Annotated in this window: 12 protein-coding genes; 11 read left to right on the top strand and 1 reads right to left on the bottom strand. The window is 60.5% G+C overall.

Translation table 11 applies throughout. The annotated features are described in order from the left end of the window. Entirely contained in the window at nt 1-1,002 is a 1,002-nt protein-coding gene (locus PL640_RS21485) for an ABC transporter permease (RefSeq protein WP_271363474.1), read from the top strand. Between the two features lie 72 nt (nt 1,003-1,074). Continuing rightward, on the top strand, nt 1,075-2,028 hold the full coding sequence (locus tag PL640_RS21490) for a substrate-binding domain-containing protein (RefSeq protein WP_271363475.1): 954 nt from the start codon (nt 1,075-1,077) through the stop codon (nt 2,026-2,028). A gap of 243 nt (nt 2,029-2,271) precedes the next feature. Here PL640_RS21490 and PL640_RS21495 read toward each other — a convergent pair whose 3' ends face one another. After that, nucleotides 2,272-3,165 carry a LysR family transcriptional regulator gene (locus tag PL640_RS21495; RefSeq protein WP_065117027.1) on the bottom strand — a complete coding sequence of 298 codons (894 nt, stop codon included), beginning with the start codon at nt 3,163-3,165 and terminating at the stop codon, nt 2,272-2,274. A gap of 537 nt (nt 3,166-3,702) precedes the next feature. Between PL640_RS21495 and odc2 the strand changes: the two genes are divergently transcribed. From odc2 to PL640_RS21540, 9 genes are all read left to right on the top strand, one after another. Next, on the top strand, nt 3,703-4,836 hold the full coding sequence (odc2, locus tag PL640_RS21500) for an ornithine/lysine decarboxylase (RefSeq protein WP_271363476.1): 1,134 nt from the start codon (nt 3,703-3,705) through the stop codon (nt 4,834-4,836). A gap of 246 nt (nt 4,837-5,082) precedes the next feature. Continuing rightward, nucleotides 5,083-5,652 (top strand): GNAT family N-acetyltransferase, encoded by a 570-nt coding sequence (locus PL640_RS21505; protein WP_271363477.1) that lies wholly within the window; start codon nt 5,083-5,085, stop codon nt 5,650-5,652. Between the two features lie 474 nt (nt 5,653-6,126). Next, the gene (locus PL640_RS21510; protein WP_271363478.1) at nt 6,127-6,528 is read left to right on the top strand and encodes a MarR family winged helix-turn-helix transcriptional regulator; all 402 of its coding nucleotides are present in this window, start codon (nt 6,127-6,129) and stop codon (nt 6,526-6,528) included. Nucleotides 6,529-6,617: 89 nt separating this feature from the next. Then, the gene (locus PL640_RS21515) at nt 6,618-7,913 is read left to right on the top strand and encodes an MFS transporter (protein ID WP_110759946.1); all 1,296 of its coding nucleotides are present in this window, start codon (nt 6,618-6,620) and stop codon (nt 7,911-7,913) included. 564 nt (nt 7,914-8,477) lie between these two features. Continuing rightward, complete coding sequence (locus PL640_RS21520) at nt 8,478-9,857, top strand: GH1 family beta-glucosidase (RefSeq protein WP_271363479.1); 1,380 nt, start codon at nt 8,478-8,480, stop codon at nt 9,855-9,857. 300 nt (nt 9,858-10,157) lie between these two features. After that, nucleotides 10,158-10,787 carry an NAD(P)H-dependent oxidoreductase gene (locus tag PL640_RS21525; RefSeq protein ID WP_271363480.1) on the top strand — a complete coding sequence of 210 codons (630 nt, stop codon included), beginning with the start codon at nt 10,158-10,160 and terminating at the stop codon, nt 10,785-10,787. 370 nt (nt 10,788-11,157) lie between these two features. After that, nucleotides 11,158-12,198 carry a methionine ABC transporter ATP-binding protein gene (locus tag PL640_RS21530; protein ID WP_405049207.1) on the top strand — a complete coding sequence of 347 codons (1,041 nt, stop codon included), beginning with the start codon at nt 11,158-11,160 and terminating at the stop codon, nt 12,196-12,198. Next, nucleotides 12,188-12,856, top strand: coding sequence for a methionine ABC transporter permease (locus PL640_RS21535; protein ID WP_142842798.1), 669 nt, complete (start codon nt 12,188-12,190; stop codon nt 12,854-12,856). The genes PL640_RS21530 and PL640_RS21535 overlap by 11 nt, the downstream gene beginning before the upstream one ends. Nucleotides 12,857-12,889: 33 nt before the next feature. Then, nucleotides 12,890-13,669 carry a MetQ/NlpA family ABC transporter substrate-binding protein gene (locus PL640_RS21540; protein WP_110759951.1) on the top strand — a complete coding sequence of 260 codons (780 nt, stop codon included), beginning with the start codon at nt 12,890-12,892 and terminating at the stop codon, nt 13,667-13,669. Nucleotides 13,670-13,702 lie beyond the last annotated feature (33 nt).

The following is a 13,702-nucleotide window of genomic DNA, read 5'->3' on the forward strand; positions in this document are numbered from 1 at the left end:
ATGACCGAGGCCGCAACTGACACCGGCAAGACGCCGAAGACCTCGAAGGACTGGGATCTGCGTGCCGTGGCGCCGTTCGTGGCGCTGGCCCTGCTGCTGGTTCTCGGCACCATCGCCAATCCCAATTTCATCGGCATCGACAATCTTCTGAACGTCGTCACCCGCAGCGCCTTCATCGCCATCATCGCGCTTGGCGCGACCTATGTCATCACCTCGGGCGGGCTTGATCTGTCTGTTGGCGCGATGGTGGCTTTCGTCGCCAGCCTGATGATCCTGTTCATGAACAGCGGCGTCATCGCCAGCCCGCTTCTGATGCTGCTGGCCGCCATGGCGCTGGCGCTTGCCATCGGCGCGGCCTGCGGGCTGGCCAATGGCCTCATCACCACCATCGGCCATATAGAGCCCTTCATCGCCACGCTCGGCACCATGGGCATCTATCGCGGGCTGACCACATGGCTGTCGCAGGGCGGCGCCATCACGCTGCGCAACCCGGAAATCCAGACGCTTTATCGCCCGGTCTATTTCGGCAATGTGCTGGGCGTGCCGGTGCCGGTCATCGTGATTTTCGTGACCGCCGCCATCGCCGCCTTCGTGCTTTACCGCACCCGTTATGGCCGGCATCTGACAGCGGTCGGCTCCAGCGAGGATGTGGCGCGTTATTCAGGCATTTCGGTCGCGCGGGTGCGCACCATCGCCTATGTCGTGCAGGGGCTGTGTGTCGCGGTGGCGGTGCTGCTTTATGTGCCGCGCCTCGCCTCCACCTCGGCCACGACGGGCATGTTGTGGGAGCTGCAGGCCATCACCGCCGTCGTCGTCGGCGGCACGGCGCTGCGCGGCGGGGTGGGGCGCATCTGGGGCACGATCTGCGGCGCCTTCATTCTGGAGATCGTCGGCAACATCATGATCCTGTCGAACTTCGTCAGCGAATATCTGATCGGCGCCATTCAGGGGGCCATCATCATCATCGCCATGCTGGTGCAGCGCTCGCTCAGCCGCAGGTGACGTATCACGCCGCGCCATCTGGGGCAGGTGCGGTTGAAGGAGGAACGCCCCGGTCTTGGGAGGAAAGAGACTATGCGTATAAAATTCATCGGCGTGGCCTTTGCCGCGCTGGCCGCGATGCTGGCGGGCTCGGCGCATGCGCAGGACAAGAAGGTCACCATCGGCGTGTCCATTCCGGCGGCCGATCACGGCTGGACGGCGGGCGTCGTTTATCATGCCGAACGCGTGGCGAAGCTGCTCATGCAGGAGCATCCGGGGCTTAATGTGATCGTCAAGACATCGCCGGATGCCGCCAATCAGGCCAACGCGCTGCAGGATCTTGCCGTGCAGGGGCTGGACGCGCTGGTCGTGCTGCCGTCCGATCCCGATCCGCTGGTCAACGCCATCAAGGAGATCAAGCACAAGGGCACCTTCGTCGCGCTGGTGGACCGCGCGCCGAGCGTCAACGACAATTCCATCCGCGATCTCTATGTCGCCGGCAACAACCCGGCGCTTGGCCAGGTGGCGGGCGAATACATCAAGAAAACCACGCCGGATGCGGAAGTCGTGGTCATTCGTGGCCTGCCGATCCCGATCGACCAACAGCGTCAGGATGGGTTCGACAAGGGCATCGCCGGCTCGAACGTCAAGGTTCTCGACCGTCAATATGGCAACTGGAACCGCGACGACGCCTTCCGCGTGATGCAGGACTATCTGACCAAGTATAAGAAGATTGACGTGGTCTGGTGCCAGGATGACGACATGGCGATCGGCGTGCTGGAAGCGATCCAGCAGGCGAAACGCACCGATATCCAGTATATCGTTGCGGGTGCCGGCTCCAAGGACATGATCAAGAAGGTCATGGACGGCGACAAGCTGGTGCCGGTCGACGTGCTCTATCCGCCGGCAATGGTGGCGACCGCCATGCAGCTGACGGCCGGGCATTTCTATGATCAGGTGCCGGTGGCCGGGAATTATATTCTCGACGCGATATTGATCACCAAGGAGAATGCCGAGCAGTTCTACTTCCCCGATTCGCCGTTCTGATAAGGGGTTCGGCCACGCGACGCCCGCTGGAAGGCGGGCGTTTAGGCGGGTGGAAAAACTTGCAGAGATCAGTTTTTAATGAGGCCGTTGCATCCGCACACCGTCACCCCGGACTTGATCCGGGGTCCAGCGCGATCAAGTCCTTGATCGCAAAGACTCTTTCACGGCGCAGACGCGCCGTGGCTGGATGCCGGATCTAGTCCGGCATGACGGAAGGATGCTCGGCGAATGCCATGCGGCCCTTCACCCGTTCTTCCTGAACCACGCCGAAAGATAATCCACGAAGCTGCGCACCTTGGCCGGCAGGTAGCGGCGATGCGGATAGACCGCATAAATGCCGCGGTCCTTGGAAATATAATCGTCAAACAGCGTTACCAGTTCGCCGGACTGGATATAGGGCCGGGCGATGAAGTCAGGCACCATGGCGATGCCAAGGCCGGCGCGGGCGGCGCGCAGGGTCGCCTGGGGGCTGTTGACCTCGATCGGCCCGCTGATGGTCACCGAATTCGAGCCGCCATCCGGCTCCAGGTACCGCACCGTATTGTGAAAACGCGTATTGGTGTCGATGATGAAGGGAACACGGGAGAAATCCTGCGGCCCGTCGAGCGGCCCGTGCTGCGCCACGAAATCCGCCGTCGCCACCGCATAGACGCGGAAATCGGAAAGCTTGCGGGCGATGAGGCCCGAATCTTCCAGCCGGGTGATCCGGACCGCAAGGTCGAAACCTTCTTCGATCAGATCGACAAACCGATCCTCGGCAACGATCTCCAGCGACAGTTCCGGGTTTTCCTTGGCGAAATCGATCAGGCTCTGGCCGACATCGGCATCGATGAAGGTGCGCGGCACCGAAATCCGGAGCTTGCCTTTTAAATCAGCATTCTTCTCGCGCACCAGATCGGCGAGGTTGTCGATCTCCTTCAGTATGTCGGAGGCGGTGCGGTAATAGGTGTGCCCGGCCTCGGTCAGCGAGAACTGCCTTGTCGTGCGGTTAAGGAGCAGCGCGCCGAGATCGTCTTCCAGTTCGCGGACATATTTGGACAAAAGCGCCTTGGAGCGTCCGGTCTTGCGCGCGGCGGCGGAAAAGCCCTCCGCCTCGACAACATCGATAAAGGCGCGGATGCGGGTCAGCGTGTCCATGGAAATCCTCCGGTTCGTTCCATATAATTGAACGCTGAAGGGCGACTGTTCAACCCTAAATTCATTGCTGAAAAAATCCGCTAAATGGTGAAAAAAACCTCTTGATTATGACTGCGAATATTCTTATCTCCCGTGCTGCCCAAAGTCGCACGTGCCCATGTGTGTCCGCCGATTCCTCGATGTGGTGAGGATTTCGGTAAGGTACCTGGAACTAACCCCTCCAGTCGCTATTCCGGCCAACCGGGAAATGCGAGGACATATGAAGCAACGACGGTGCGGGCCTTTCTGGTTCTCTGCCGGCTTTCCATCAGCCGGGGTACTGAAGAGGCACACCATCATTGCCTGAAGTGCGGTCGGGTCAATCCCTCCAATCGATGGCAGACAAAGCCGAATGATGCTCTGGCAGGGCATCGTTCATATTCACGCCTTGAGCGTATGCTATCGATTCTGCGCCTCCACCGGCTGATTCGAATGCATATCTCGAGCGTCCTTTGTCCTCCGGATTTTTCCGGAGTCGGTTTTATAGGGAATATATCGATGACGACTGCACGCATTCTCGACTTCATCAAGACCCGACGTCCCGAAGGCCCTTGCCTTGTGGTTGATCTCGACGTCGTGCGCGACAATTTCAACGCGTTCCGGCATTCCCTGCCGAACAGCGCGATCTATTATGCCGTCAAGGCAAACCCGGCTCCGGAAATCCTGAAGCTGCTCGCTTCGCTCGGCTCCAGCTTCGATTGCGCCTCCGTGGCTGAAATCCAGATGGCGCTCGATGCAGGTGCGACGGCCGACCGTATCTCCTTCGGCAACACCATCAAGAAGGAACGCGATGTCGCCCGCGCTTACGCGCTCGGCATCGATCTCTTCGCTGTTGATAGCCATGAGGAAGTCGAAAAGGTTGCCCGTGCCGCCCCCGGCGCGCGCGTATTCTGCCGCGTGCTGACGGATGGCGAAGGCGCTGAATGGCCGCTGTCGCGCAAGTTCGGCTGCGTGCCGCAGATGGCCGTCGATGTTCTGGTCTATGCGCATCAGATGGGTCTGGAATCCTACGGCGTGTCTTTCCATGTCGGTTCGCAGATGATGAATCTCGACGCATGGGATGCCGCACTTGCCGATGCAAAGCGGGTTTTCGGTTCGCTTTCCAAGCAGGGCATCCACCTGCAGATGGTCAATATGGGCGGTGGTTTCCCGACCAAGTACCTGCGCGACGTTCCTGCTGCCGAAGAATACGGCCAGGCAATCGACACGGCGCTGCGCAAGCACTTCGGCAACCAGATCCCGAAGACGATCATCGAGCCGGGCCGCGGCATGGTTGGCAATGCGGGCGTCATCAAGGCGGAAGTTGTTCTCGTCTCGAAGAAGTCCGACAATGACAACCACCGCTGGGTGTTCCTCGACATCGGCAAGTTCGGCGGTCTCGCCGAGACGATGGATGAGGCTATCCGTTACCCGATCCGCACCGAGCGTGACCAGGACGAGATGCAGCCCTGCATTCTGGCCGGCCCGACCTGCGACAGCGCCGACGTGCTGTATGAAAAGAACATGTACCCGCTGCCGGTCTCGCTGACCATCGGCGACGAAGTTCTGATCGAAGGTACCGGCGCTTATACGACGACCTATTCGGCAGTTGCCTTTAATGGCTTCGAGCCGCTGAAGGCCTACGTCATCTAAGGCATCCGACCGAAAAGCGTACGCGCTTTCGGGAAATCCGATGCTGATTGAAAGTCCGAACGCCGTCCGCTGAAAAGGGCGGCGTCTCGACCAAGCTTCCGTTCCGGCTTTGCCGATTGTGCTGTTGCGCAAATCCCTGCTTGCTGCTCCTCTTCCAGCCGAGGAAAGCGTGTCGGCGGGCCGGAACGGCTCCACCATTTTTCATCAAGGGCCGCGTGTGGGCGGTTGTGTGACGGGAGGCCAAGGATGGCCGCTCTTTTGAATTCGGTACGGGCATTTTTCACACCGCAGACATTTCATGTCGATCAGGAAAATCCGGGCGATGTCGTTGCCCGTGAGAACCTGCTGGACCGCGCCATGGGCGCCGGCCGCCGCCGCAAGTCTTCCGAGAAGCTGCGTGCCGGCCGCGTTCCGGCCGAAGGCCTGGCACTGGTCGCCCGTGATGAGGACGGCCATGTCATCGCCACGGTGCGCCTGTGGAATGTCGAAGCCGGCATTTCGCGCGAAGGCCGCGCGGTTGAAGCGCTGCTGCTTGGCCCGCTGGCCGTCGATGCCGCCCATGAGGGCAAGGGCATCGGCTCTGCACTGATGCGCGCAGCGATCGCCGAGGCTACCAGACGCGGCCATGGCGCCATCCTTCTGGTCGGAGATGCGCCCTATTACGAGCGCTTCGGCTTTTTCGCCAACAAGGCGCAGCACCTGATCATGCCCGGCCCGTTCGAGCGCAACCGTTTCCTGGCGCTGGAGCTGAAAGCCGGCTGGCTGGAAGGTGCCGCCGGTCTTCTGGTGGCAAATGGCCGCCGGCTTTCGGCCTGAGCGATATCCGTTGATACCATTCCCCGGCTGAAAGGCCGGGGTTTGGTCTGCTGACCAGGCTGGCAGCCAACTCTGACGTCATCCTCGGCCTTGTGGCGAGGATCTAACCCCGTCGAATAAAATCAATATGTTGGCAGATCCTTGGGGCAGGCCCGAGGATGACGTCGGCGCAATTGTCGTGACTTTCCTTCTCATCGGACGACGCCGATCTTCTTTCGTGTCCGGTTGAGGCGAGAATCCTGAAGCCTTTTCGAATGAGAGTCTTGTGCCTTGTCCAGAAATTTGAACCGGACAGCAATGGGACAAGTTCGGCATGTCGCAGGAGAGACGCCACGGCTTCGCCAACCGTTGTTGCGCCCAGAAACCTGTCTTTGTCGTTTTCACCCCATGGTCCATGCGGCAAAACCTTCCCCGCCGATAATTTTCCTGCACGCCTCTTGCTCTTGAGATTTTGCGGGTATATACCCGAGACAAATGCCAAACGATAGCTGTCACTGCATTCTGTTGCGCAAAGCATCCCGCAAGGTCTCGTCCTATTATGACGAGGCGCTGGCACCGCTTGGCGTCAATATCGGCCAGTTCAGCCTGTTGCGGAACATCACTCGCACCGCGCCGGTCTCGCTCACCGATCTTGCCGCGCGGGTGGAGCTGGATCGCTCCACCGTTGGCCGCAATGCCAGGGTGCTGGCGCGCATGGGGCTGGTGGCGATCGGCCACGGCGAGGACCAGCGGGAGGCGATGCTGACCGTGACGGAGGAGGGGCAGGCGATCCTGCAGACGGGCGCACCGCTCTGGGACAGCGTTCAGGACGAGATCGAGGCCCGGCTGGGGCCGGAAAAGACCGCGCAATTGCAGGAACTGCTCGCCGCCCTGTAATTTTTTGATCATGAAGCGGGTATCTGCCCGTAAAATCGGGTATATACCCGCAAGACTCGGCCGAAGGCCGCTGGAAAGGGACCTTGGACATGCTCTCCACACGCCTTGCCAGCTGGATGGCCGGCAGAAACCTGCATTATGGCTGGCTTGTCGCCGCCACCACCTTTCTGACCATGCTGGCCACTGCCGGCGCCATGGGCTCTGCGGGGGTGATGATCCAGCCGCTGCATCAGGAATTCGGCTGGGATATCGCCGATATTTCCTCCGCCATGGCCGTCCGGCTGGTGCTTTTCGGCCTGCTCGGGCCTTTTGCCGCCGCCTTCATGAACCATTTCGGCATCCGCCAGGTGGTGTCGACGGCACTTGCGCTGATCATGGGCGGCATCGTCGCCTCGTTTTTCATGACCGAGGTCTGGCAATTGCTGCTGCTGTGGGGCGTGGTGATTGGTGTCGGCACCGGCATGACGGCGCTGGTGCTGGGCGCCACGGTTGCGACGCGCTGGTTTTCCAAACGCCGCGGGCTGGTGATCGGCCTGATGACGGCCAGCAACGCCACCGGCCAGCTGGTTTTTCTGCCGCTTCTGGCGGCGCTGACGGAAGCCTATGGCTGGCGGACAGCCCTGACACTTTCCGTCGCGGTGATTGCGGTCGCCATGATCCTCGTGCTGCTTCTGATGCGCGACCACCCCGCCGATCTAGGCCTGCCGGCCTATGGTGAGACTGTCGTGGCGCACCCGCCCAGGCAGGATCACAGGTTCCTCGCAACGCTGGTATCGCCGATCCTGACGCTGAAAAGCGTCTCCGGCAACCCGGTCTTCTGGGTACTGTTCGGTACTTTTTTCGTCTGCGGCCTTTCCACCAACGGCCTCATCCAGACCCACTGGATTTCTATCTGTGGTGATTTCGGCATGGCCGCCGTCACGGCGGCGGGTACGCTGGCGGTTATCGGTATTTTCGATTTCTTCGGCACGATCTTCGCCGGCTGGCTTTCCGACCGTTTCGACAATCGTTTCCTGCTGTTCTGGTTTTATGGTCTGCGCGGCCTGTCGCTGCTTTATCTCTCCTTTTCCGGGTTCAGCTTCGTGGAGCTTTCGGTCTTTGCCGTCTTTTACGGGCTGGACTGGGTGGCGACCGTGCCGCCGACCGTGAAGCTCGCCGCCGAGAATTTCGGCCGCGAGAAGGCGGGGCTGGTGTTCGGCTGGGTCTTTGCCGGCCATCAGCTGGGTGCCGCCACCGCCGCCTTCGGTGCCGGTTTCTTCAAGAGCGATTTCGACACCTATATGCCCGCGCTGCAGATTGCCGGCCTGATGTGCATGATTGCCGCCGTCTCGGTGCTGCTGCTCAGAAAGCCGGGCTCCGCCAACCTTGCGCCGCAGGCAGCGTGACCGCTACCCACGGGTCGGACAATACGGGCGGCGGCGGATGATTTTCCGCCACCGCCTCTTTTGGCCCAATCACTTGCCGTAAAATTGCTCCCCGCTTTTCCCCGTTGCCCCTTTCGGCCGCATCATTGTTCCCGCAACCGGTAAGGAAGGGCGATACGCGCGGCGCCCTTCGCGAACCGGAGGCCGGCATCGACAAGCATGGTTCTGGCAGACCATGTTTCGGAAAGGCGCCCCGCAATGCCAGAAGCGGGGAGGGACCGATCCGATAGGTGCCGTGACAATACCCTGACCAAAGCGGGCCGGCATCACGGCCCAAGAAACGCGGTCCGGCAAATGCACGACTTTCACCACCACACTTCCATTCCATCCGCATTTGCCGGACCGATGGCCCGTCCCGCTGCCTTGCCGCCGCGGTGAATTTCCGTGCGCAAAGCGCTTTGGACTTGTTAACCTCCCATTCTGAAACGTTGTAGATTTCAGCGGCTCCGGCTGTACCTGCTGGCCGACATGGTCTAAACCGCTGTTCATCTTTTCACGCTCGATGGATATGAGAAGGCCTCTCCGATGACCGATCCCAAAGCGCTTGCAGCCCGTTTTCCCGGCGATTTCCTGTTCGGCGTCGCAACCGCCTCGTTCCAGATCGAAGGTGCCACCAAGGCGGATGGCCGCAAACCCTCCATCTGGGATGCCTTCTGCAACATGCCGGGCCATGTCTTCGGGCGGCACAATGGCGATATCGCCTGCGACCATTATAATCGCTGGGAAGAAGACCTCGATCTCATCAAGGAGATGGGCGTCGAAGCCTATCGTTTCTCCATCGCCTGGCCGCGTATCATTCCTGATGGTTTCGGGCCGATCAATGAGAAGGGGCTCGATTTTTACGACCGCCTCGTTGATGGCTGCAAGGCGCGCGGCATCAAGACCTATGCGACGCTTTACCATTGGGACCTGCCGCTGACGCTGATGGGCGACGGCGGCTGGGCCTCGCGTTCCACCGCCCATGCCTTCCAGCGTTACGCCAAGACCGTCATGGCCCGCCTCGGCGACCGGCTGGATGCGGTGGCGACCTTCAACGAGCCGTGGTGCGCGGTGTGGCTCAGCCATCTCTACGGCATTCACGCGCCGGGCGAGCGCAATATGGAGGCAGCCCTTGCCGCCATGCACCACATTAATCTTGCCCATGGTTTCGGTGTCGAGGCATCGCGCCATGTCGCGCCGAAGGTGCCGGTGGGACTGGTGCTGAACGCCCATTCCGTCATTCCCGCTTCCGACAGCGAAGCTGATCTGCAAGCGGCCGAACGGGCCTTCCAGTTCCACAATGGCGCGTTTTTCGATCCGGTCTTCAAGGGTGAATATCCGGCGCAGATGATGGAAGCGCTGGGCAGCCGCATGCCCGTCGTGGAGGCGGAAGACCTCGCCATCATCAGCCAGAAGCTCGACTGGTGGGGCCTGAATTATTACACACCGATGCGGGTTGCCGACGATGCGACGCCGGGTGCGGAGTTCCCCGCCACCACACCGGCTCCCGCCGTCAGCGATGTGAAGACCGATATCGGCTGGGAGGTTTATGCGCCGGCGCTGCAGTCGCTGGTCGAGACGCTCTACAAGCGTTACGACCTGCCGGAATGCTACATCACCGAAAACGGCGCCTGCTATAATATGGGCATCGAAAACGGTGAGGTGGATGACCAGCCGCGGCTCGATTATTATGCCGAACACCTCGGCATCGTCGCCGATCTCATCCGCGACGGTTACCCGATGCGCGGTTATTTCGCCTGGAGCCTGATGGATAATTTCGAATGGGCCGAAGGCTACCGCATGCGCTTCGGCCTCGTGCATGTGGATTATGACACACAGGTGCGTACGCTGAAGAACAGCGGCAAATGGTACAGCGCGCTGGCTTCGGGGTTTCCGAAGGGCAACCATGGTGTGGTGAAGGGTTAAACTTACCCATGGCGTGAGTGCGTCAAAGCACCGACCTCTCGTTCGTCATCCTCGGACTTGATCCGAGGATCCACGATCGGTCGTACTGATGGATCCCCGGGTCAAGCCCGAGGATGACGGAGAACAACTTCGAAAGTTCCGTCCCCTTATTATCAGTTTCCCAAACTTTTTTATCGGTTACCTGGCGGTGCCTGCTTGTGCCCGCCAGCCCGTCGCCTATGTCAGACAGGCTACGAAGCGTAGCGCCCGTTCTGTCACCCAAGGGGCAGGGCGGGCTGGTCCTCCCAAGGGAAAACGAACATGCTTATCGAAAAACTCAACTGGCGTTATGCCACCAAGAAAATGGACCCTTCCAAGCCGGTGTCCGAAGACAAGGTCGAGCGCATCGTCGAGGCGGCGCGGCTCGCGCCCACCTCCAGCGGTCTTCAGCCTTTCGAGGTGATCGTTGTCACCGATCCTGACGTGCGCGCCAAGATCCGCGAGATCGCCTGGAACCAGGCGCAGGTCACTGATGGCTCGCATCTGCTGGTATTTGCGGCGTGGGACAACTACACCGAAGAGCGGATCAACCATATGTTCGATCTGGTCAATGAAGAACGCGGCATCAGGAATGAAGGCTGGGAAGCCTATCGTCAGATGCTGCTCACCTCCTATCCGCAGCGCGACCAGCAGGTGAATTTCGAACATGCCGCCCGTCAGGCCTATATCGGCTTCGGCATGGCGGTGGCGCAGGCCGCTTTCGAGGGCGTTGATTCCACCCCGATGGAAGGTTTTGATCCGGCCAAGCTCGATGAAATTCTGGGCCTGCGTGAAAAGGGCCTGCGCTCCGTTACCATCCTGCCGCTGGGTTATCGCCAGCCCGATGGCGACTGGCTGGTGAACCTGAAAAAGGTGCGCCGCCCGCTCGAGGAATTCACCAGCCGCGTGTGATTTTCATATCGTCGCGAAATCTTGACTGCCGCAGGGTCGCCAAGGCGGCTTTGCGGTAGATTTTTTCTCTCTTTTCAGATAATTGAAAAAACATCCCTGTTAAAAGGTGGCGCCTGCGGGCAAGTATGCGCCATCGAATTGCCGATCCCCGGCATTTCTGAGTGAAAGCCTGACGAAATGACCCGGAAAATCAGCTGTCATCGAATGTGCCCCTAGGCTGCATGAAGAGAGCGGTTTCGTGCCGCAGCAGGATTTTTTGAGACCCGATCCGTCACGCGTTTTCCCAGAGTTTACAATGAATTTTCCATCATCCGCGGCACCGCCCGCGACCCGGTCACAGGCGGCCCCGGAGCGGGCGGTCAACGACCCGATGGTTACGTTTGAAGGCGTGACCAAGACATTCGGCGGTACGAGCGGCAAGCCCGGCTTTGCCGCTCTGGCCGGTATCGATTATGTCGTGCCGAAAGGCTCCATCACCGGCATTATCGGCCGCTCCGGCGCCGGCAAGTCGACGCTTATCCGCCTCGCCAACGGCCTTGAAAAACCCTCGTCCGGCCGTGTGGTCGTCGATGGCGTCGATGTCGCGGCGCTGGATGAAAAGAGCCTGCGCACGCTGCGCCGTTCCGTCGGCATGATCTTCCAGCACTTCAATCTTCTCTCCTCGCGCACCGCTTTCGATAATGTGGCTCTGCCGCTCGAAATATCAGGCATGGGCAAAAGGGAAATCGAGACCCGCGTTGGACCGCTGCTTGATCTCGTCGGGCTTTCCGACAAGGCGAAGCGTTATCCGGCGGAACTCTCCGGTGGCCAGAAGCAGCGTGTCGGCATTGCCCGCGCGCTCGCAACCCAGCCGAAGCTGCTCCTGTCCGACGAGGCGACCTCGGCGCTCGATCCGGAAACGACGCAGTCCATTCTCGAGCTTCTGAAGCGCATCAATGCCGAGCTTGGTCTCACCGTGCTGCTCATCACCCACGAGATGGAGGTGGTGAAGACCATCGCCTCACAGGTGGCTGTCATCGACAGGGGCCTGATCGTCGAGGAAGGTACGACCTTCGACATTTTCACCGCGCCGAAACACGAGACGACCCGCAGCCTGCTATCGTCCTCGGTCGGCGTGAAGCTGCCGCACTGGGTCACTTCGGGTCTGAAGCCGCAGGCGGCGGAAGGCGACCGCGTTCTGGTACGTCTGGTCTTCTTTGGTGAAACGGCGTTTCAGCCGCTGACGGCCCGTCTGGTCGCTGAAATCGGCCCTGACGTAAACATTCTCGCCGGCACCATCGAGGAAATTTCCGGCGAACCCTTCGGCTCGCTCGTTGTCTCCTATCCGGCCTCGGCGGAAGTCACGGCCCGCGCCGGCCGCTTTTATGCGGAAACCGGTCTTCACACGGAGGTGCTCGGTTATGTCGCCTGATATGATCTTCAACCTTCTCTTGAAGGGCCTGCTGCAAACCCTGCATATGGTCGCGGTCGCCGGCATCGTCGGCTCCATCATCGGCGTGCCGATGGGCGTTTTCCTCGCCACCAGCGGCAAGGGCGAACTGTTTCCAGCGCCGATGACCAACCGTATTCTCGGCCTCATCGTCAACGCGGCGCGCTCCACACCCTTCATCATTCTTGTCGTGGCGATCATTCCCTTCACCCGGCTGGTGGCGGGCACGTCGATCGGCACCAGTGCGGCCATCGTGCCGCTGACGGTCGCGACCGTTCCCTTCATTGCAAGGCTGGTGGAAGCGGCAATCCGCGAGGTGGACAAGGGTCTCATCGAGGCTGCCCGCGCCATGGGTGCGACACCGCTGCAGATCGTCACCAAGGTGCTGCTTGCCGAAGCCAAGCCCGGCATCACGCTGGCGCTCACGCTCACCCTTGTCAGCCTCATCGGTTATTCGGCCATGGTCGGCGCTGTCGGCGGCGGCGGGCTGGGCGATCTCGGCATCCGCTATGGCTACCAGCGCTTCATGCCTGACGTGATGCTGGCCGTGGTTCTGGTGCTCATCGTGCTGGTGCAACTGGTGCAGAGCGCCGGCGACCGGCTGGCGCGCAGCTTCGACAAGCGGACCCGCAAGAATTAACTGCGTTTATAATAACAACCCAAGGAGACACCCATGAAAAAACTCATCCTCGCGGCTTCGCTCGCCGCTCTCTTCACCGCCGGTCAGGCGCTGGCCGAGACCATCAAGATCGGCGTTACCCCCGCCGAGCACGCGCAGATCATGGAACAGGTGAAGAAGATTGCGGCCGCCAAGGGCCTCGATATCGATATCATCGAATTCTCCGATTATGTCGTGCCGAACCAGGCGCTGAACGATGGCGAGCTGCAGGCCAATTCCTTCCAGCACCAGCCTTACCTCGACAACCAGATCGCTGACCGCAAGTTCGATCTCGTCAGCGTCGGCACCACCATCACCACCCCGATGGGCGTTTATTCCAAGAAGGTGAAGAACCTTGACGAGCTGAAGGACGGCGCGACCATCGGTATCCCGAACGACCCGACCAATGGCGGCCGTGCGCTTCTGGTTCTTGCTTCCAAGGGTGTGCTCAAGGTCAAGGAAGAAGCCGGCCTGAAGGTAACGCCTGCCGACATCACCGAAAACCCGAAGAACATCCAGATCGTCGAACTTGATGCTGCCCAGCTGCCGCGTTCGCTTGACGACACCGACGCTTCGGTCATCAACACCAACTATGCCACGGCAGCGGGCCTCAACCCGAAGAAGGACGCCATCGCGATCGAAAGCGAAAAGTCCCCTTACGCCAACATCATCGCCGTTCGTGCACAGGACAAGGACAAGCCCTGGGTGAAGACGCTGGTGGAATCCTACCACAGCCCGGAAGTGAAGGCCTTCATTCTGGAAAAGTATAACGGCACGGTCATCCCGTCCTGGTAATCCCTGTTCGCCCTGGCGGACGTTTCGGCCTCT

Source organism: Agrobacterium sp. ST15.16.024 (assembly GCF_027956545.1).
Classification (GTDB): domain Bacteria; phylum Pseudomonadota; class Alphaproteobacteria; order Rhizobiales; family Rhizobiaceae; genus Agrobacterium; species Agrobacterium cucumeris.

Excerpts from the sequence above, each read along its gene's own strand:
- PL640_RS21485 (WP_271363474.1), top strand. The coding sequence starts at position 1 with ATGACCGAGGCCGCAACTGACACCGGCAAGACGCCGAAGACCTCGAAG.
- PL640_RS21490 (WP_271363475.1), top strand. The coding sequence starts at position 1,075 with ATGCGTATAAAATTCATCGGCGTGGCCTTTGCCGCGCTGGCCGCGATG.
- PL640_RS21495 (WP_065117027.1), bottom strand. The coding sequence starts at position 3,165 with ATGGACACGCTGACCCGCATCCGCGCCTTTATCGATGTTGTCGAGGCG.
- odc2 (WP_271363476.1), top strand. The coding sequence starts at position 3,703 with ATGACGACTGCACGCATTCTCGACTTCATCAAGACCCGACGTCCCGAA.
- PL640_RS21505 (WP_271363477.1), top strand. The coding sequence starts at position 5,083 with ATGGCCGCTCTTTTGAATTCGGTACGGGCATTTTTCACACCGCAGACA.
- PL640_RS21510 (WP_271363478.1), top strand. The coding sequence starts at position 6,127 with ATGCCAAACGATAGCTGTCACTGCATTCTGTTGCGCAAAGCATCCCGC.
- PL640_RS21515 (WP_110759946.1), top strand. The coding sequence starts at position 6,618 with ATGCTCTCCACACGCCTTGCCAGCTGGATGGCCGGCAGAAACCTGCAT.
- PL640_RS21520 (WP_271363479.1), top strand. The coding sequence starts at position 8,478 with ATGACCGATCCCAAAGCGCTTGCAGCCCGTTTTCCCGGCGATTTCCTG.
- PL640_RS21525 (WP_271363480.1), top strand. The coding sequence starts at position 10,158 with ATGCTTATCGAAAAACTCAACTGGCGTTATGCCACCAAGAAAATGGAC.
- PL640_RS21530 (WP_405049207.1), top strand. The coding sequence starts at position 11,158 with ATGGTTACGTTTGAAGGCGTGACCAAGACATTCGGCGGTACGAGCGGC.
- PL640_RS21535 (WP_142842798.1), top strand. The coding sequence starts at position 12,188 with ATGTCGCCTGATATGATCTTCAACCTTCTCTTGAAGGGCCTGCTGCAA.
- PL640_RS21540 (WP_110759951.1), top strand. The coding sequence starts at position 12,890 with ATGAAAAAACTCATCCTCGCGGCTTCGCTCGCCGCTCTCTTCACCGCC.